We start from the raw sequence: 19,023 nt of genomic DNA on the forward strand, positions 1-19,023 counted from the left end.
TTTGCCGGCAATCCCGGAAAATGAGGCTGCGTTAAATGACGATTCATGAATTTGAGCACAAGTTGTTGGGACTGATAGACAGCATGGTGGCCACGGCGACCGATGACGAGCTGTTTGCCGGGGGCTACCTGCGCGGCCACATCTCGCTGGCGGTGGCGCGGGCCGAGCTGGAAGGCAAGACCCTGGTGCGGGATGTAAAGAGCTATGTGCTGCGCAGCCTGAACGAGGCCATTTTGCAGGGTGAACTCTCGGAAGAGGATGAGAAGCTGGTGCAGGCGATGTGGATTCGTTTGCAACAACAGGCAGAAGCTTGATCGGTTACACAGTTCAAACAGAAGTTTAAGTTTATTCTTCCCTGAGGTTAGTGAAAGGTTAATAATAAGTTTCGCCTTTTGTTTCAGGGATTAAACTATGGCTTCCTCCTCGCGTATTGCCAATAAACTGCCGCTCGAAATGCTCTATCACTGGGAGCGGCAGTCTCCTGACAGAGTCTATCTGCGTCAAACCATCAACCGAGAATACGTGGACTTCACCTGGGGCGAAGTGGCCGACGTGGCCCGCCGCATGGTGACGGCACTGCGTCAACTGGGGCTGGTGGCCGGCGACAAGGTGGCACTGCTTTCCAAGAACTGCGCCCAGTGGTTCATCGCCGATCTCGCCATGCAGATGGGGCAGTACGTGAGCGTGCCCATCTACCCCACCGCCAACGTCGATACCATCGAATACGTGCTGCGCCACAGCGAGGCCAAGGCCATTTTCGTCGGCAAGCTCGATGACTGGAAAAGCCAGGAGGCGGGGGTGCCCGCCGATCTGCTGCGCATTGCCTTTCCCTATGACACTATGCCGGCGGCCCACCAGTGGGACGAACTGCTGGATCGCCACGAACCGATCCCGGACAGCCCGGTGCAGGCGCCGGACGCCCTGCTGAGCCTGGTCTACACCTCCGGCAGCACCGGCAAGCCGAAAGGGGCCATGCTGAGCGTCGAACGTTACGCCTGGTCGTGCGAGAAGTTGGTGGAGACGGTGGGCCTGACCCAGTCCGACCGCGGTTTTTCCTATCTGCCGCTCGCCCACATCACAGAGCGGGTCTACATCTACGGCGGCAGCCTCTACGGCGGCGCCACCATCGCCTTTCCCGAGTCCCTCGATACCTTCATCGAGGACGTCAAACGCTGCCGTCCCACCGTGTTCATCTCGGTGCCGCGGCTGTGGGCCATGTTCCGCATCAAGATCCTCGAGAAGCTGCCTCAGCAGAAGCTGGCGCTGCTGCTCAAGATCCCCTTCGTCTCGGGCCTCATCAAGCGCAAGCTGCAAAAGGGGCTGGGGCTGGATCAGGCGCGGGTACTTGGCTGCGGCTCGGCGCCGGTGTCGCCGGCCCTGCTTGAGTGGTACCTGAGCATCGGCCTTCAGGTGACCGAAGCCTGGGGCATGACCGAAAACCACGCCTACTCCACCATCAACTACCCGTTTAGGGCCGACAAGATAGGCACGGTCGGCAAGGCAGGGATCGGGGTCAACATCAAGATCTCAGACGAGGGGGAGATCCTCTGTCGCTGCGAGGGCATGATGCTGGGCTACTACAAGGATCCCGAGCATAGCCGCGAGGCCATCGATGAAGAGGGCTGGCTGCACACCGGCGACATGGGCAAGCTGGATCGGGAGGGCTACCTCACCATCACCGGCCGCATGAAGGACGTGTTCAAGACCGCCAAGGGCAAGTATGTGGCGCCGGTGCCCATCGAAGGGCTGCTGGGCCAGGAGCCCATCATCGAGCAGCTGTGCGTGATCGGCTACGGCATGCCGCAGCCGGTGGCGCTGGTACAGCTGGCTGAACACGCCATGAAGGGGGATCGCAATCAGGTCAATGCCCAGCTGGAGGCGGCCCGCAACCGGGTCAACGAGCAGCTGGAGTCCCATGCCAAGATTCGCGGCATCCTGGTGGTGAAGAGCCCCTGGAACATCGAGAACGGGGTGCTGACGCCCACCATGAAGATCCGCCGCCACCTGCTGGAGCAGAAGTACGCGAACCTGGGTGACGCCTGGTCCTCTTCCCAGAGCATCGTCTGGGAGTCCTGACGGGGGATCAGCTGATCACCACAAAACAACAAGGGGAGCCACTGGCTCCCCTTGTTGTTTCAGGCCATGGCCGATCAGACCGCCTGATACTCCAGTTCGACCGAACCGAGCGCCTTGAGGGTGGCGCGGGCGGAGTCCTGCTGGCTGATCTGGCCATCCTTGCTCTCCAGCAGCACGGCGCGGCGGATGGTGGCGAGATCCTCGCCGCCCAGCACCGCATGGGCGCAGGCCATCTGCATCGGCGGCAGGCTGGGGTTGAAGGCGGCGTTTTCGGCGTAGCGGCCGCAGAAGATGCGACCGTCGGCGAACTGCAGTGCCACTGCGGCATAACCCTGGCTGTAGGGGGCGTAGCTCTGGCGGGCGGCGGCCAGCGCGGCCTGCCACAGCGGATCATCGCTCTCAAGCTGGAGCTCGTCGTGGGACTGCGGGCTCATCAGGGCGTCCGTGATGTCCAGATCCGCCGGGCCGAACGAGTGGGGCAGAAAGGATTGCAGCGCGCTCAAGTCGTCCGGCAGGGAGACCTTGAGGGTCTTGGCGGTGCTCAGCTCGTTCATGAACTGGCGGCAGTGACCGCAGGGGGTGTAGTTGACGGTGATCTCGGAGATGCCGGTCTCGCCGCCCAGCCAGGCGTTGGAAATGGCGGATTGCTCGGCATGCACCGAGTGGAACAGTCCCTGGCCGGCGAACTCCATGTTGGCGCCGAAATACCAGTTGCCACTCAGGCCGCAGGCGATGGCGCCGACGAAGAACTTGGAGATGGGGGCCACCGAGCAGGCGGCGGCCAGTGGCAGCAGGGCCAGGCGCAGGGCGCGATCGTCAAGACCGGTAGCGGCTTTCAGGGTCGCGACCTGATCGGCGGTGAAGCGGGCCTGGAAATCATCGCCCAGCATGGGCAGCAGGGCTGCTTTGAGCGGAGCGGACAGGGTATCGAGTGGCTTGGCAAAACGGGGATGCATAGTGTGTCCTCAAAGGCCAATTGGGGGGCCATTGTAGGGAGCAAGCTCGGCTAAATGTGTGAGCGTGCTCACGCCCTGACGGGCAAACGGAGGGGGATGTTAATGGAAACGTTTGTCTTGTGCAAATTGTGCGGCAGGTCGCACATCGGCGGGCCCGCAGGCCCGCCGCAGCGGAAAAGGGTGCGCTTCAGCTCAACCAGTGGTAAATGGCAAACAGCAGGGGCGCCACGGCGGCGGTGAGGATGCCGCATACCACCATGGCCAGCGAGGCAAAGGCGCCCTGGGTGATGCCCTGCTCGGCGGAGGTGGCGGTGCCGATGGCGTGGGCGCAGGCGCCCATGGCCAGCCCCTGGGCTTCGGGGTCGGTGACCCGCATCAGCCTGAGCAGGGGGAAGCCGACCAGGGCGCCGACGATCCCGACCACCACCACCACGGCGGCGGCGATGGCGGGAATGCCGCCCAGCGACTGACTGACGCTCATGGCGAGCGGGGTGGTGATGGATTTGGTGGCGAGCGAGGCCAGCAGTGCCGGATTGGCCCCCATAAAATGACCGATAACCAGGGTAGTGCAGACCGAGATCAGGACCGAGCTCAGGGTACAGATCAGGATGGGTTTGAGCCTGGCCTGGATCTGGCGGGCCTGTTGATAGAGGGGCAGCGCCAGCGCCACCACCGCCGGCTCCAGCAGGGCCGTGATGGGGCGGGTGCCGCTCTCGTACTGCTCCAGCGGCAGATCGAACCAGAGCAGCAGGCCGATGATGACGGCGGTGGGCACCAGCACCGGGTTGATGATGGGCCAGGGCAGCTTGCGATAGAGGGCCCGGGTGGCGAAATAGAGCGCCAGGGTCAAGGGAATGGCCAGCCAGAAGATCATCTGTTCATCCTCTGGTAGAGACGGCCGACGGTGCCGAGGATCAGCACGATCCCGAGCACGATACAGAGCATGATGAGGCCGAAGGATTGGCGCAGCGGCTCCAGCCAGGCCACCAGCCCGACCGCCACCGGCACGAACAAGACCCCCATGTGGCGCAGCAGCAGGCCGGCGCCCTGCTCGACCCAGTGCAGTTTCACCAGTTGCAGGGAGAGCAGCACGAACAGCAGCAGCATGCCGATGATGCTGCCGGGAAAGGCGAACGGCAGGATGGCTGCCAGGGCTTTGCCCGCCAGCAGGCAGGCGACGATGACCAGAAAGTCACGAAGGTACAGCAAGGCACGTTGCGCGATCACAGGAGCCCCATCTTGGTAACGGTAAAGTAAGGAATACGCCAGTCTACCAGAGAGACAGGGTCGCGGCATTAAAACAATAACAGCTGAAATCAGTTCGTTTGAGGCTGATTTAATTGAAGATTTTCAGATAGAACCCTTTTCGAACCACAAGGAGTCGCCATGACATCTCTCTTGTCCCGCCTGCGCCAGCTGGCGGACGACCACCATCTCCCCCCTTCGTTGCTGCAAACCCGCCAGTGGGAAGGCCCCCTGTGCCGGGTGCGGCTCGACAACACCGGCAGCAGCGAGGCCCGGGTCGGGCACTGGACGCTGTTTGACGGCAAACTCGGCCTCTCGCCTGCGAGCGCCATCTACGGCGAAGGCTTCCAGATGCTGGCCCAGACCATGGGCAGCTGGCAAGCGCTGCAACCGGTCGGTCGCTGCCCCGATGCCGGCGTCTATCGCATCACCGACGATCAGGGCTATCACACGGTGCACAACCTGCTGCTGGTGGAGCACGACAGGGGCTGGCTGCTGCTCGCCTTTGCCAGCTGCCAGCGCTTTGGCGGGGAGTTTCGGCTCTACCCCGATGGCCGGCTGCAGATCCTGATGAACGGCGAGGGGCGTGCGCTCCCGGCCGGCCAGTTCTGGCAGAGTGAGGCGCTGCTCTGTCTCGAGGGAAAAGATCGGGAGGCGCTGCTGGCCGAACTGGCGCAGCGGATCGAGGCCGAACATGGCTCGCTGATCGGCCAGGTTGGCGATCGCCCCAGCGGCTGGTGCTCCTGGTATCACTACTACGCGGACGTGAGCGCCGCCGACATTCGCGAGAATCTGCAGGTGCGTGCCGAGCGTTTCCCGGCCCTGCGCTACGTGCAGATTGACGATGGCTATCAAGCGAAAATGGGCGACTGGCTCACCCCGTCGGCCAAGTTCGAGCAGGGGGTGGCATCCCTGGCCGCCGAGATCAAAGGCGCCGGTTGCGAGCCGGCTCTCTGGGTGGCCCCCTTTATCGCCGAGCCTGGCTCCCAGGTGTTTCAGGAGCACCCCGACTGGTTCGTGAAGGGGGATGACGGGCTGCCGCTGCCCTCCGAGCGGGTTACCTACGGCGGCTGGCGCTGCACCCCCTGGTACGTGCTGGACGGCACCCACCCAGAGGTGCAGGCTCACCTCGAGCGGGTGTTCCGTACCCTGCGCGAGCAGTGGAGCATCCACTACTTCAAGCTCGACGCCAACTTCTGGGGCGCCATCCACGGAGGTCGCTTCCACGACCCGGCTGCCACCCGGGTCGAGGCCTACCGGCGCGGCATGGCCGCCATCCTGCGCGGGGCGGGCGAGGGGGCCTTTTTGCTCGGTTGCAACGCGCCCATCTGGCCAAGCCTTGGCCTGGTGCACGGCATGCGGGTGAGCGATGACGTGGAACGCCACGGCCATCGCTATCGCCAGATCGCTCGCGAGGCCTTCTGCCGCGCCTGGCAGAACGACCGGCTGTGGGCCCTCGATCCTGACTGCATCTGCCTGCGGGATCTGCCAAGCCAGCAGGCGAGCCCTGCCGAGTACCACTTCCATCTGGCGGCGCTGGTGGCAAGCGGTGGCATGATGCTGGCCGGGGACAGGCTGCAGGATCTCGACGAGGTTCAGGCGGCGCAACTGCGCAAGCTGCTGGAGCTCTGCGCGGCGCGGGCCCCTTGCGCCCGTTTCGAGTCGATGGACTTTGCCTGCGGCGAGGTGAGCCTGCCCGAGGGCGGTACCCTGCTCTGCCTCTTCAACTGGGAGGCGCAGCCTCAGGAGTTTTTGCTGCCGGCGGGTGGCGAGGATTTCTGGGATGAGGGGGCCGTCGGCACTGCGCTCACCCTGCAGGGGGGTGAGGGGCGGGTGATCCGCTACCGCTGAGCAGGCTGGCACTCATGATTCAGGCTCCCATGGGAGCCTGAATTTATTGCGAAAGAGGGCTGCTGGCCTTGAGTCAGTAACGCCACTCGAAGCCGATGGCGTAGTTGGCGGCGCCATAGCCCGGGATCTCGTTGCTGGAGAGCAGGGCCTTGAAGGTGAGCTGCGCCGTGAGCGGAATGCCGAGCCCCATGCCGAGGGCTACTTCGTCGTTGGTGTTGCCCATCATGTCGGCCCGGATCATCCGATAGAGCGACATGTCCTGGCTCATGTGCACATAGCTCTGGGAGGCGCGGTTGTAGAGCTGGCCGAATACCTCCAGCTGAAAGCCGGCCTGGGGAGTGATGGCCAGCGGCACGCCGACGAAGTTGTAGAGATCGGAGCGGTTGAAATAGCTGTTGGTGATCTGGGGGGTGAAGTCGGTCTGCCGATAGAGGCGACTGAAGTTGCTCTCGATCAGCTCATAGGTCTGCTGCGGCAACTGCAGCAGGTAGTCGGGGATATCAAAGCGCACACCCGCCATGCTGGTCGATGGCAGCAGGGCGCAGATGAGCAAACCAAAACCGGATAATCCTGAACGCATCGGATGAGGCATCCCCAAGGGTCGATAGGCCAACCGGCCGTTAGTGCAATGTTAGCGCACAAATAATTGAAACATCAGGAGTCTTTGCTCCCCTTCCCATTATGTCGCGGGGCGGGGGAGCGTACAGTCATTTAACCGTGAGGCGGGTCACATCTCACAGATTTTCGAGGTAGTGATAGAGGCTCTTGAGGATGGTAAAGTTCCGATCGTTCCCCTGATTCTGCTCAGCCAGCGCCTCGAGGCGTGGCACATAGTCCGGCAGACGGCGGCTGAAGTAGTCGCTGCAGTGTAGTCGCCAGCGCTTCTGCTCCGGTTCGCTCAAGGTGTGCGGCCAGTTGCGGGCGCGGTAGCGAAACAGCATCTCCGGCAGCCGGGCGTCGGTGAAGGCAAACTCCCGCTCGCCCAGCAGATCCGCCGGGGTGGCGCGCACCAGATCCATGGTGGACTTGTCGCCGTGACCGAAGAAGCCGGCGTAGAGCTGGGTATCGGGATCGCCGTCATTGTTGCCGGTAAACTCCTGATTGAATACCTCCACCAGTTTTTCCCGCACTTCGGGGTGGGCGCGCAGCAGATCCAGGCTCTTGCGGCACTGAGCCCGGTCGATGCCAAGCTGGTCCGCCCGCTCCGGCGTCAGGGTGGCGGCCGGCGCCAGCACAGGGCATTTGTTGATGTGCACCAGCTTCACCGGAATGCCGGCAAGATCCCCGAGATCCTCTTTTTTGGTGTAGAGGCGCTCGCGTATCTCCTCGCTGGTGAGCTCGATGAGCGGGGTGGGGTCGCGGGTGAGATCCACCATGATCACCGCGTTCTGGTTGCTGGGGTGCCAGGCGAGCGGCGACACCCAGCTTGCGCACCCCTGCCAGGGGGAGAACATGCCGGAGATGTGTACCAGCGGCTTCATGGTCACCACGTCGATGAGGGCCTTCACCTTGTTCTTGTTGCGAAGATCAAAGAGATAATCGAACAGCTTGGGCTGGGCCTTTTTTACCAGCCTGGCCATCTCGATGGTGGCCAGCACGTCGGAGAGCGCATCGTGGGCGTTGGCGTGGGACACGCCATTGGCGACGGTGAGCTTCTCCAGTTTGAAGCTCGGCTTGCCCTCTTCGTCAAACGCCCACTCGATCCCCTCCGGGCGCAGGGCGTAGCAGGCCCGCAGCATGTCGAGAATGTCCCAGCGGGAGTTGCCGTTCTGCCAGCTGTAGGCATAGGGGTCATAGAAGTTGCGATAGAGGGTGTAGCGGGTCACCTCGTCATCGAAGCGGATGCTGTTGTAGCCCAGCACGCAGGTGCCTGGGGTGGCGAACTGCTCGTGGATCTGGCGGATGAAATCCGCCTCGCACAGCCCGTCCTTCATCGCTTTTTGTGGCGTGATGCCGGTGATGAGGCACGCCTCCGGCTCCGGCAGATAGTCCGCCGGCGGCTTGCAATAGATGACCAGCGGCTCGCCGATGAGGTTGAAATCCGCATCGGTACGAATGCCGGCAAACTGCGCCGGTCTGTCCCTGGCCGGGCTGATGCCGAAAGTCTCGTAATCGTGGAAGTAGAAGGTCGGCTCGCTGCCGGCGTGTGCTGTTTTGCTCATGTTGCTCGAGAGGGATATCCGATGACGGCGGCGCCTGGCGCCTGGGTGGGGGTGCCATGCACCTCGGTTGCCTGCATGGTAAACCATAGCGCAGGCAGAGCGAAGGGCAGTCGTCGTGGTTGGCGGTTTATTGGCCGCGGCAGGTTGGCCAGCCCGGTGAGATGAGCAACGCCATGATCTTCTAAGACAAAGGCATGGCTCAACGGCTTCTCTGGCCGCGTCCGCCAATGTGCCAGACATCGAGGATGGATGTCCAGCCTGGCGATCGCGGCCGGGCACGGCAGGTTACTCCTCGTCGATGGCGGCAAATCGTGCCACCAGATAGTCGATCAGCGCCCGCACAGAGGGGAGCAGGCCGCGCCGGGAGGGGAACACGGCGTGGATGAGTTCGGGCTTTGGCTCCCAGGCGGGCACCACCTTGATCAGGGTGCCGGCATCGAGCTGCTCCCGCACCATCAACAGCGGCAACTGCACCACGCCGATCCCGGCCAGCGCGGTGCTGCGCAGGGCCACCATGTCGGTGGTGACGAAACGGGGTTGGTGGGCGAGCTCGACATGGGCCCCCTGCGGCCCGAACAGCGACCAGACATAGTGCTGCCGTGGCGCCCCCAGCCCCATGCTGGGCCAGCCGTGCAGATCCGCCGGCGCGGCAGGCAAGCCCCGTTGTGCGACGAGTGCCGGGCTGGCCACCAGGCACTGGCGACGCTGTGCCAGTGTCCGGATCACCAGTTCGCTGTCCTGCAGCGGTGGCGGCCTGACCCGGATCGCCACATCGACCCCTTCGGCGATGGGGTCGACCCGCCGATTGGTCCCTTCCAGCTCGATCCCGATCTGCGGGTGACGGGCCATGAAATCCGCCAGCATGGGGCCGATATGGGTATGCAGCAGGGCAATGGGGCAGCTCATGCGGATGAGACCACAGGGCTCGGCCCGGGTCATCTCGATGGCAGCCTGCGCCGCCTCGGCCTCCACCAGCATCCCCTTGCAGTGCTCGTAATAGGTACGGCCCAGCTCGGTCACCGCAAACTGGCGGGTCGAGCGTTGGAGCAGCCGCACGCCGAGCCGCTCTTCAAGCTGTGCTATCCGGCGGCTGAGGCGGGATTTGGGCATGCCGATGGCGCGGCCAGCGGGGGCAAAACCGCCGTGATCCACCACCTGGACGAAGTAGTAGAGATCGTTCAGATCCTGCATAGGGCGCTCTCATCGTTCCAAAAATAGGACGCTGATGCCTAATTTAGCAGTCTACCCACCTGTTCGTCTCGAAACTATGCTGTCTCCAGTGTTCAATTCCACCGGATATGTCAGGAGCGACAGATGAAAAAGATCCTCGGTGTCTACAGCGCCCCCCGTCCTCACTGGGTGGGCGACGGCTTTCCCGTACGCTCCCTCTTCTCCTACAGCAGCCACGGCAAGCAGTTGAGCCCGTTTCTGTTGCTCGACTATGCCGGCCCGGCCAACTTCACGCCGACTAGCCAGCCGCGCGGGGTGGGTGAACATCCCCATCGCGGTTTCGAGACGGTGACCATCGTCTACAAGGGCGAAGTGGCGCACCGGGATTCGACCGGTCGGGGCGGCGTGATAGGCCCGGGTGACGTGCAGTGGATGACCGCCGGCGCGGGTATCTTGCACGAGGAATTTCATGCCCCGGCCTTCAGCAAGTCAGGCGGTGAGCTCGAGATGGTGCAGCTGTGGGTGAATCTGCCGAGCCGGCACAAGATGACGCCGCCCGGTTACCAGCCCATCCTGGCACGCGACATTCCGACGGTGGCACTGGCCAGCGACGCGGGGTCGGTACGGGTCATCGCCGGCGAGTTTGAGGGGGTCCGTGGCCCGGCCCATACCTTCAGTCCGCTGCATGTCTGGGATCTGAGTCTGGTACAGGGCAGCATCAGCACACTCGAGTTGCCCGAAGGCTGGACCGGCGCGCTCATCGTGTTGAAGGGTTCGGTGCAGGTCAACGGCAGTGCCATCGCCCGGGAGGCGCAGATGGTGGTGCTGGACCGGGCAGGGCGGCAGGTGCTGATCGAGGCAAACAGCGACGCCACTGTGTTGCTGCTGAGCGGCGAGCCCATCGAGGAGCCCATCGTAGGGCACGGCCCCTTCGTGATGAACAGCCATGAAGAGATAGTGCAGGCCATCGATGACTTCAACAGCGGCAGATTCGGCGTGATGCCGGAGTGATAAATGGACAAGGCCCTCGCAGAAGGGCCTTGTTTTTATGATGCTGCGGATCAGCGCTGACGGGCCTTGAACCTGGGGTTGCTCTTGCAGATCACGAACAGCTTGCCGCGGCGGCGGACAATCTGGCAATCGGGGTGGCGCGACTTAGCTGATTTGAGGGAAGAGAGGACTTTCATGACTGCGCTTTTCCTTTGTTGAAGAACTGACCGAAACGCTGGCCGAAGCGGGCGACCTGACCCTCCTTGCTGACCTGCTTCTGCTTGCCGGTATAGAAAGGGTGTGACGCACTGGAGACATCCAGCGTCACATAGGGGTAGATGTTGCCGTCTTCCCACAGCTTGGTGCGATCGGTCTTGAGGGTGGAGCCCACCAGAAAATAGGTGTTGGCGGTCAGGTCGTGGAACAGAACCTGACGGTACTCGGGATGAATGTCTGGACGCATGATGGTTCGCTCTGTGTGATTCAGTGTTATGTTATAACAATAAGATCATGCCTCCGTTGAGAATCAATATCAACAACTTTTTGCACGGCATCAGGGTTGAGCGAGGAGAATGAAGTTGCTGCGTTGCTGCGTTGCTGCGTTGCTGCGTTGCGCCGTTTGCTCGATTGACCGCTTGAATAGGCAGCCAAATGCATCAGGGGGAGAAGGTCTGGCAGGAAAGAGTTTTTGGTCAGCCGCTGGCGCCCTCTTTACTTTTGACTTTTACTGTATAAAAATACAGTAAAAATCATGGAGAAGTATCCTATGCGTCTGGAAATCATCATCGACAAGAAACATCAGGTGCCCACCTCGACCATGGAGGCGCTGCGCCAGGAGTTGCTCAAGCAGCTGGGCGAGAAATTCCCCGACCTGCATGTTCGCGTCGCCCCCGGTAGTGCCATGGCATTGACCGTCAGCCGGGCCAGCAAGGAGGAGAAGGAGCTGGCGGAAGCCATGGTGCAGGAGGTGTGGGAGAACGCCGACAGCTGGATGCCGGAGAGTGCAGCCTCCTGAGCCAGGCGTCGAGCATATGAGAATTGGATAGACAGAAAAAACGCGGCCACGGCTGCGTTTTTTGTTTTCGCGGGATGGGAGCCCGTGCTTGTCGAGCCTTCAGCCCTTAATCCTCAAAGCCTAGAACAGGCAGTAAGCGTTAGAGCCCGGCCCAGCGTTTGAGGCTGTTGACCTGCACCCGCTGATCGGCCTGGGCGATGTCGCCGCTGGCCCGCAGCGCCTTGAGGGCGATGGGCAGGGCGGCGCGCACTTCGCTGGCCGTCATGCCTGCCTGCAGGGCCGGGTGATAGGCGAGCTTGAGCAGCACGTAATCGAGCCCGGTCGGAAAACTGTCGATACTGTTGTCGTTGAAGATGGAGGGAAACACCTTGTCCGAATCGTTGGGCAGCCCCATCACCTGAGTGAGCTCCTCCACCACGCAGTCGAGGAAGCGCCCCTTGGCCCGGCTGTAATCCACCGGAATGATGATGGTGGCGCGGGCCATCTCGCGGCGGGTATTGGTGGTGAAGTTGGCCATGCAGAGCCCCTCCTTGAGCGCCGTCTTGACGGAGGCATCCTGCCCCATGGTGCGCTGGGCCCAGCTCGCCATCTTGGCGCGCTCGGTCATGATCAGGGTGATGTTGGGTCGCTCGCTGACCAGGGCGATGGGGCGGCCTATGATGCCGGCCAGATGCTGGCTCTGCACCCTGACCACCTCGCTTTGCAGCGCCTTGTCGCCAAACTCGTTGACCAGCTTGAGCCGGATGGGCTGCTCCCAGCGGGAGAAGCGCACGTTCTGTTCGTGGCCGTACTCCCGCTTCATGGCGATCTCAAAGAAGCTTGCGGTGAGATAGGCATCGCTCTGCCAGCGTTCAGCCGCCGAGAGGGAAGGGCTCAGCAAGAGTGCCGCCATCAACCAGCGGGCAAGTGGTCGGCGCAACGGGGTCATGTCTCCTCCTTGAAACCTGCGATGGGTCAGCGTGCGGCACGCTCGAGATCGCGCCAGGTGAGCCAGAGCCTCAGATCAAACTCCAGTTGATGATAGTCCGGCTCCATATGCTGACAGAGCTGATAGAAGCTCTTGTTGTGATCCTTCTCTTTCAGGTGGGCCAGCTCGTGCACCACGATCATCTTCAGGAAGGCCGGGTGGGCCTCCTTGAACAGGGCGGCGATGCGGATCTCGTTCTTTGCCTTGAGCTTGCTACCTTGCACCCGGCTCACATAGGTGTGCAGGCCGAGGGCATCCTTGATCACGTTGATCTTGCCGTCGAAGATCACCTTGGAAAGCGGCGCCGAGCTCTTGAGATAGCGGTTCTTCAGCTCCATGGTGTAGGCGAGCAGCGCCTTGTCGCTCTGGATGAGGTGGGTCTCAGGATAGCGCCTGGCCAGCACCTCCCCGAGCTTGCCCGCCGCGATCAGCTGTTGCACCTGGGCCTTGAGGGGCTCGGGGTAGCCACCGAGATAGGTCAGTTCCGCCATGTCTGCATTACTCAATACATCAAAAGAGCGCCATTGTAGTCAGCGCGTCGCCGCTTGCCTACCGTTTCGGGCCGGGCCTGCCTCACCGCAATGAAAAGGCCGTCATCGCGGGATGACGGCCCTGTTCGCTCAAGGGGGCTCAGCGTCTGCGATAGAGACCCGGCTCCACCTCTTCATACTGGCTCACCAGATATTGATAGAAGGCGAGACTGGAGGGGGAGTCCGGCTTCTTGAGCTCATCGGCAACCCGATCCGGCTTGGCGATGATAAATTTGGGCTCCTGACGTTTTACATCCGCCAGCACTCGTTCACGCACGTCGTAGGGCGGGTTGACGTTGGCGAAGAAGAGGTAGGCGGAGGCCGGCTGGCGATCGGTCCAGAGGTAATATTGCGGCTGGATGCCATCCACCCAGATCTTGTCGGCAGGGGTGGTCTCGGCCAGGATCCGGTCGACCCGTACCTGGGCCGGCGGGTTGAAGGGCCGGCCTTTCTGGCTGCCTTCCCAGGCGTTGTTGAGCAGCAGGGCCAGCATGGCCAGCGAAGCGAGCCAGGGGGTGGCACTGCGCACATCCCAGGCGCGCCACAGGGGCACCAGAATGAGCACCGGCAGTGCCCACAGCAGGCTGTTGCCGAGCACTTCACGTACCCGTTCCAGTGACCACTCCTTGGTGCTCCAGCCGTAACCGAGCTGCTGGGCCAGCAGCCAGCTGGCGGTCAGCACCACCAGCGAGATGCAGAGCAGACCGAGGGCATCGGCTTGCTGCTCGCTGCGATCCAGCAGGCAGGCCAGCGGCAGCAGGGCCAGCTGCAGATAGAGCACGTCGTAGTGATCGAACACGTGGCCGGAGACCGAGTTGGCGATCAGGGTGAAGATGACCCCAAACAGGGTGGCGCACAGCACCGGCAGGTACCACTCCTGACGCCGGCTCATCATCAGCACGATGAAGGCGGGCAGCAGCATGATGAGGCCGGTACGCAGCAGGCCGACGCTGCCCACATCCGGCGAGAAGCCGTTGCCATAGCTCCCCTCGAAGAAGATGTCGAAGGCGTAGTATTTGAATTCGGCCAGCAGGTTGTGGTGCTGGAAGTAGGCCAGCAGCGGACCGCCGACGAGCGCCAGCCCCAGCAGGCTGGAGCAGAGCAGGGAGAGGGCGCAGCGCCACTGCTCGCGCAGGCACCAGTGGCAGAACAGCACCAGATACCAGGCGCCCCAGAAGGCGCCGTTGTTGGTGCGCATCCAGGCAACGATGGCAAAGGTGAGCGCGGCCACCAGCGCCGGTCCCCAGCTGCAGCGCTTGTCCAGCAGCATGGTGATGAAGGCCCACTGGGCGATGAGGGCCAAATGGAAGGTCCAGTCCTCGGTCATGTTGCCGTAGTAGTAGCGGGTGCCGTAGAGCGCCAGTACCGCCAGCATGCTGCCGAGCCGGGCCCGCAATGAGAGGCCGAGCTGGCCGAAGGCCTGCCAGCTGGCCATCAGCCCCAGCCAGCAGAGCGCCCATTCCAGCAGCCAGATCCCGAAGAAGCCGCCGAGGCCGTAGCCGAAGGCGTCGAGGGCGAAGATCATGGGGCCCTTGATGTCGATCATGTCCCGATAGAGCACGCCCCCCTCGCTCCACATCTTGCCCATCACGGCAAACAGCGAGGCGTCGAAGCCCGGCGCCATGCCGTGGAACAGCGGGTTGCGCAGGCAGAACAGCAAGGCCAGCAAACCGGTGAGCAGGATCACCAGCGGCCGCAGGCCCGGATTGACGCGAGGAGGAGTAAAACGGATGGCATGATTCATGGGTGACCTGTTCCTGCTGGGAAGTCTCGAAAGCGGGCCTATCTTGCCGAGCCTGACCACACGATGCAATGGGCCAGGGGAATGTGCTTGAAATAATTTGCAAAAGTGCCGCTTTACGACAAGAAAGCGGCACGTTTTATTGCGTACGGGGACAAAGGGCGAAGCCGAGTCCGGCTTTCGCCCCGGCTGGCGGGGGATCAGCCGGCGGTCGGCCCCTGATACTCCACCCGCGCCGGCATGGCGGTGAGCGCCGGCAGATAGCGAGCCCAGCGAATGAAGGCATCCGCCAGGGTGATGCCGAGCTCCTGATTGTGCTGGGTCAGGGTGCGGGCCAGCGCTGTGTAGCCCTCCTTGCCGGAGGCGGTGTAGGCGCTGGAGACCCCCCGATAGACGGCGTCGGCTTCGACCGCTTGCCACTCATCAGGCGCACGCTCCCACTCCAGCCGGGTGATCCGGCGCCCCTTGGGCTGATCCGCCTGATAACAGAAGCGCACTCCGGCGGTGTAGGGGAAGCTGCCGCTGCCATTGCCCGTCACGCCGTTGTTGGTGGCGTTGTCGATGGCCCCCTCCAGCGCTTCGGCCAATTCATGACCGTGCACCCGATAGAGAGTGAGCGGGATGGCGAAGGGCAGCAGGCGGCCGGCGATGTCCGCTTCGCTGAGCGGCCCGGGTTCGAGGGAGCAGCGCACCCCGCCGGCGTTGTGCAGGGCAAAGTCCACCTGACCGACCTGCTCGCGGGCGCTGGCCAGCATGGCGCTCGCCACCAGGGGGGCGACCTGGCTGCCGGCCGGCAGGTTGGCATCGGGCAGCCGCTGGTGGTGCAGCGGCTCGTCAAGGCGGGTCACGATGCGCTGGGTCATGGTCTCCAGCTCGGGCCGGTAGCGCCTGGCCAGATGCTGTTCCAGTTCGGGGTCGGGGTCGCAGAAGGTGAGCCCGGCCGGCGGATTGCCGGCAAAGGGCCAGAGCTGCCAGGGCAGCCACTCCAGCTGGCCGCGGCTGCGCGCTACCCGGCCGCGCTCGTCAAAGGCCAGCTCGCATACCCCGAGGCAGAGGGCGCTGTGGGCGGCGTGCAGGACGGCCACCCCGTTCACCATCAGCGGGTAGCTGCCTTCGCTGTCGAGCCCGAGCGGCGCCAGCTCCCCCAGCAGGCTGTGGGTGTGGCCGCCGATGATGAGGCTGAGCTCGGGGAAACGCTCGGCCAGCCGTTTGTCCTGCTCTAGCCCCAGGTGGCTGAGCAGGATGATGTGCTGAATGCCGGCGGCCTTGATCTCTGCCAGTGCGGCCTTCAGGGTCTGCTCGATGCCGTGGAAGCGGGTGTGGGCATCCGGGTTGGCGATGGCGGCCATCTGCGGCAAGGTGATGCCAAGCAGGGCAAAGGGCACGCCGCCGAGCTGGCGCCGCTGCCAGGGGCGGCTGACATCGTGCAGATTGGACAGGCCGCGCAGGGGGAGTGGGGTATCGGCCGGCTCTTGGCTGCTGTCGAGGTTGGCGGCCAGCACCGGAAAATCGAGCTGGCGCAGGAACTCCACCAGAGGACCGTTGCCGAGATCGAACTCGTGATTGCCGATCACCATGGCGTCCGGTCGCAGCAGGCTCAGCAGATCGGCGTTGGCCCGCCCCTTGAAGCGGTTGAAATAGAGCGAGCCCTGGAAGGTGTCGCCACCGTGCAGAAACAGGCAGGGCTGACCCGCCTCGTCCGCCTGCCGGCGCAGGGCGTTGAGCCGGGTCAGGATACGGGCATAGCCGCCGCACTGGGTGCGCCACTCGGACTCTCCTGCGGGGGCGAAGCGCATGGGGGAGCCGTCGAAATGGGAGTGGCAGTCACTGAAATGGGCAAGTTGAACCGTAATACTCATCTCGGTCCTCCTTAGAGAAAAAGAGCACCGAGTCTACTCCAATGGCGGGGGGAGATACCAGCCCGGCGGCAGGCCGGGCTGGTAGAGCGGGGAGAGGCGGGGCATCCGCTCAGGGAGCCCCGACCACGTCAGGCGGGCACCATGATCTGGGTGGCGAGGATCACCACCAGCAGGCCGACGGCCACCGGCAGCGAGGTACGCTTGACCACCTCGAACGGAGAGAGATTACCCATCCCCGCACAGGCGACCACCACCCCAGAGACCGGCGAGATGGTGCGGCCGAGGTTGGAGGCCTGCAGCATGGGGATCACCAGGTAGGCCGGGTTGACGCCGAGGCTGGTGGCCAGATGGGGAATGAGCTCCACGAAGGCGTAGAAGGGGGCGTTGCCGGAGCCCGTGGTAAAGGCGGCCAGGGTGGTGATGACCACCAGCACCAGCATGATGACTATGCCGCCGGTGCCAAAGCTCTGGGCCAGATCCAGGAGGTTGGCGATGAAGCCGAGCCCCATCAGGCCCTGGGCAAACACCCCGGCCCCCACCAGCAGCATTACCACGCCGGCGAAGGCATCGGCCATGCTGCGCCAGCACACCTGCAACCCGTCCAGCAGCTCTTTGCCGTTGCGCTTGCGTACCAGCTCCAGCAGGGCGGCCAGCACCAGGCAGATGACGATGATGGTGACGATGTCGAGCTTGGGCCCCAGTTTGCCGTCAAACAGCAGCACCCCGATGATGGGGGTGAAGGGCAGGATGGCGTAGAAGCCGGGGGCGTCGGTGATGAGATCGCTCGGGGCGACGGCGGCGTTGTGTTCGCTGGCCTTCTGATCCAGATAGCGTTGCCAGAAGAAGTGGGTCACCGCCATGGCGGCGATGGCCACCAGCGAGATGGGCAGGGTCAGCTTGAAGGCAAACTCGATGAGCTCCATGTTGGCGGCCTGGGCTGCCATCACCACGTCCCCCGAGGTGGGGGCCAGGATGATGGCGGCCGGCGAGGCGCACACCGCCGCCGCGGCGCCGCGGGAGATCCCCATGTTGACCATCAGCGGGAACAGGGTGGCCATCAAGAGCACGCCGAGGCCGGTGGCGGAGCTCACCGCCAGCGACATGGCGCAGGCCACCAGGTAGGCGGCCACCAGCAGGATGTAGGGGGACTTGATGACGCTGAGCGGCTTGCTGGCCAGTTTCACCAAAATGGTGTTGGCCCCGATGTGGCTCATGTAGCCGGCGAAGCCGCACAGCACCATGATCAGCATGCCAAGGCCGCCGCCCCGGTCCACCAGCAGGAAGCGCACGTATTCGAACACGTCGGTGGCCACGTGGCCGGTGGAGGTGACGCTGGCGGGCAGCACCGCCTTGCCCATCAGGGCGGTGATCGCCAGCAGCAGCAGGCCGCCGCTGAGCAGCACCCCGGTGGCCGAGTAGCCCTTGAAGATGTAGCGGCCCACGGCAAGGGTGACCAGGGTACCAATAAGGAGTTCCATCATAGAGTGAGTTCCTGAGTACGAATGGGAGTGGATGCATTATTGGCGTCAACTTGGAGGTTAATCTGGCCAATCCCGAAATGCATCGACATAAAACTCGGCGATTATTATCCAATAAGGGGTAACCCACCATGATGTAGCGCATCACTTGTGATCTCGCTTGCAAATCAATACGGGCGCGGGGTTGCGACTTGTCAAGCTGACACTTAGGCTTTGTGACGGGAGTAGGTGACAGTCGCGGGGATCGCGGTTAATCTCCTGCTTTGAATATTAATGCGTTGATTATTAATTAAAATAACAACCCCGCCAGCAACGAGGTCAAGGCAGCAGAGATGGGAATGGTCAGCAAACTTTTCATGGTGGCACTGATGTTGTTCGCCGCCACCGCAGGGGCCGAGAGTTCCCATTACACCGGCATCAAGGCGGTGCCTGACATCAAGGTAGACTTCCAGTTTTATCGGGTTTCCGGGCCGGATGTGGCGAGCCTGGCCCGCCAGATGACCAATGCGGGCACAGCCCGGGCCAATGGCCACATCGGCATGGCCAGCTATCAACTCTCCTGGCAGTTGCAGACCAGCCCCGGGGCGCAGCGCTGCGAGTTGGAGCAGGTCAAGGTCACCACCCGCATCAAGGTGATGGTGCCGAACTGGATGGACAAGGCCAAGGCCTCCGTCGCCGAGCGCCAGAAGTGGGACAAGCTGGTGGCCGCCATGTTCGATTATGAGAGCCGCCACAAGGACATCTTGCTGGAGAGCGTGAGCCAGCTTGGTATCCAACTGGCCCAGCTGCCGGTGGAGCGTGACTGCGCCGCCCTGCAGTATCAGGCCTGGCAGCGCGGGCAGGGTGGACTGGCCAGCTTGCGCGAGCGTTTTGCCCAGTTGCAGCAGCAGACCGACCATGGCCGCAAGCTGGGGCTTAACTGGCCAAAGGGCATCTGAGCCCGATTGGATTTGAGCGAACAAAAAGGGCTCCCGCTGGGGAGC

The 19,023-nt window shown here is 63.2% G+C and carries 19 protein-coding genes; 6 read left to right on the top strand and 13 right to left on the bottom strand.

Annotated features, from left to right (window positions below):
- Positions 1-35 precede the first annotated feature (35 nt).
- Positions 36-314, top strand: coding sequence for a YfcL family protein (locus tag I6L38_RS06530; protein ID WP_005300108.1), 279 nt, complete (start codon positions 36-38; stop codon positions 312-314).
- A 97-nt stretch (positions 315-411) separates the two neighbouring features.
- Positions 412-2,076 (top strand): AMP-binding protein, encoded by a 1,665-nt coding sequence (locus tag I6L38_RS06535; RefSeq protein ID WP_216989300.1) that lies wholly within the window; start codon positions 412-414, stop codon positions 2,074-2,076.
- A 74-nt stretch (positions 2,077-2,150) separates the two neighbouring features.
- On the opposite strand, the gene cdd is transcribed toward I6L38_RS06535, so the two are convergent.
- From cdd to I6L38_RS06550, 3 genes are all read right to left on the bottom strand, one after another.
- Positions 2,151-3,032, bottom strand: coding sequence for a cytidine deaminase (gene cdd, locus I6L38_RS06540; RefSeq protein WP_017779977.1), 882 nt, complete (start codon positions 3,030-3,032; stop codon positions 2,151-2,153).
- 187 nt (positions 3,033-3,219) lie between these two features.
- The gene (locus tag I6L38_RS06545) at positions 3,220-3,906 is read right to left on the bottom strand and encodes an LrgB family protein (RefSeq protein ID WP_024941350.1); all 687 of its coding nucleotides are present in this window, start codon (positions 3,904-3,906) and stop codon (positions 3,220-3,222) included.
- Positions 3,903-4,259 (bottom strand): CidA/LrgA family protein, encoded by a 357-nt coding sequence (locus tag I6L38_RS06550; RefSeq protein WP_017785392.1) that lies wholly within the window; start codon positions 4,257-4,259, stop codon positions 3,903-3,905. Before I6L38_RS06550 ends, I6L38_RS06545 begins: the two co-directional genes overlap by 4 nt.
- 159 nt (positions 4,260-4,418) lie before the next feature.
- On the opposite strand from I6L38_RS06550, the gene I6L38_RS06555 reads away from it, so the two are divergent.
- Positions 4,419-6,128 (top strand): glycoside hydrolase family 36 protein, encoded by a 1,710-nt coding sequence (locus tag I6L38_RS06555; protein ID WP_024941351.1) that lies wholly within the window; start codon positions 4,419-4,421, stop codon positions 6,126-6,128.
- 73 nt (positions 6,129-6,201) lie between these two features.
- On the opposite strand, the gene I6L38_RS06560 is transcribed toward I6L38_RS06555, so the two are convergent.
- The 3 genes from I6L38_RS06560 to I6L38_RS06570 form a co-directional block, all read right to left on the bottom strand.
- Positions 6,202-6,708, bottom strand: a complete 507-nt coding sequence (locus I6L38_RS06560; protein WP_005300120.1) for a hypothetical protein — start codon at positions 6,706-6,708, stop codon at positions 6,202-6,204.
- 154 nt (positions 6,709-6,862) lie between these two features.
- A complete protein-coding gene (sbcB, locus tag I6L38_RS06565) occupies positions 6,863-8,290 on the bottom strand; it encodes an exodeoxyribonuclease I (protein ID WP_043171575.1) in 1,428 nt (475 codons plus the stop codon).
- Positions 8,291-8,575: 285 nt separating this feature from the next.
- Positions 8,576-9,481 (bottom strand): LysR family transcriptional regulator, encoded by a 906-nt coding sequence (locus I6L38_RS06570; protein ID WP_024941605.1) that lies wholly within the window; start codon positions 9,479-9,481, stop codon positions 8,576-8,578.
- A gap of 123 nt (positions 9,482-9,604) precedes the next feature.
- On the opposite strand from I6L38_RS06570, the gene I6L38_RS06575 reads away from it, so the two are divergent.
- Positions 9,605-10,471 carry a pirin family protein gene (locus I6L38_RS06575; protein ID WP_024941604.1) on the top strand — a complete coding sequence of 289 codons (867 nt, stop codon included), beginning with the start codon at positions 9,605-9,607 and terminating at the stop codon, positions 10,469-10,471.
- Positions 10,472-10,521: 50 nt separating this feature from the next.
- On the opposite strand, the gene ykgO is transcribed toward I6L38_RS06575, so the two are convergent.
- On the bottom strand, positions 10,522-10,647 hold the full coding sequence (ykgO, locus tag I6L38_RS06580; protein WP_005300174.1) for a type B 50S ribosomal protein L36: 126 nt from the start codon (positions 10,645-10,647) through the stop codon (positions 10,522-10,524).
- Positions 10,644-10,913 carry a type B 50S ribosomal protein L31 gene (locus I6L38_RS06585; protein ID WP_024941603.1) on the bottom strand — a complete coding sequence of 90 codons (270 nt, stop codon included), beginning with the start codon at positions 10,911-10,913 and terminating at the stop codon, positions 10,644-10,646. Before I6L38_RS06585 ends, ykgO begins: the two co-directional genes overlap by 4 nt.
- Positions 10,914-11,216: 303 nt before the next feature.
- Between I6L38_RS06585 and I6L38_RS06590 the strand changes: the two genes are divergently transcribed.
- Positions 11,217-11,465, top strand: coding sequence for a DinI family protein (locus I6L38_RS06590; RefSeq protein WP_005300177.1), 249 nt, complete (start codon positions 11,217-11,219; stop codon positions 11,463-11,465).
- Positions 11,466-11,604: 139 nt separating this feature from the next.
- On the opposite strand, the gene I6L38_RS06595 is transcribed toward I6L38_RS06590, so the two are convergent.
- The 5 genes from I6L38_RS06595 to dcuC form a co-directional block, all read right to left on the bottom strand.
- Complete coding sequence (locus I6L38_RS06595; RefSeq protein WP_024941602.1) at positions 11,605-12,393, bottom strand: DUF2927 domain-containing protein; 789 nt, start codon at positions 12,391-12,393, stop codon at positions 11,605-11,607.
- Positions 12,394-12,419: 26 nt separating this feature from the next.
- Complete coding sequence (locus tag I6L38_RS06600; protein ID WP_005300181.1) at positions 12,420-12,923, bottom strand: M48 family metallopeptidase; 504 nt, start codon at positions 12,921-12,923, stop codon at positions 12,420-12,422.
- A gap of 139 nt (positions 12,924-13,062) precedes the next feature.
- Positions 13,063-14,706, bottom strand: coding sequence for a hypothetical protein (locus I6L38_RS06605; protein ID WP_024941601.1), 1,644 nt, complete (start codon positions 14,704-14,706; stop codon positions 13,063-13,065).
- A 197-nt stretch (positions 14,707-14,903) separates the two neighbouring features.
- A complete protein-coding gene (locus I6L38_RS06610) occupies positions 14,904-16,562 on the bottom strand; it encodes a bifunctional UDP-sugar hydrolase/5'-nucleotidase (RefSeq protein ID WP_216989301.1) in 1,659 nt (552 codons plus the stop codon).
- Positions 16,563-16,690: 128 nt separating this feature from the next.
- Positions 16,691-18,043 carry an anaerobic C4-dicarboxylate transporter DcuC gene (gene dcuC, locus I6L38_RS06615; RefSeq protein WP_043171579.1) on the bottom strand — a complete coding sequence of 451 codons (1,353 nt, stop codon included), beginning with the start codon at positions 18,041-18,043 and terminating at the stop codon, positions 16,691-16,693.
- 335 nt (positions 18,044-18,378) lie between these two features.
- Between dcuC and I6L38_RS06620 the strand changes: the two genes are divergently transcribed.
- Positions 18,379-18,978 (top strand): DUF922 domain-containing Zn-dependent protease, encoded by a 600-nt coding sequence (locus I6L38_RS06620; RefSeq protein ID WP_017779966.1) that lies wholly within the window; start codon positions 18,379-18,381, stop codon positions 18,976-18,978.
- Positions 18,979-19,023 lie beyond the last annotated feature (45 nt).

The sequence above is a fragment of the Aeromonas sp. FDAARGOS 1408 genome, from assembly GCF_019048665.1.
GTDB lineage: Bacteria > Pseudomonadota > Gammaproteobacteria > Enterobacterales > Aeromonadaceae > Aeromonas > Aeromonas dhakensis.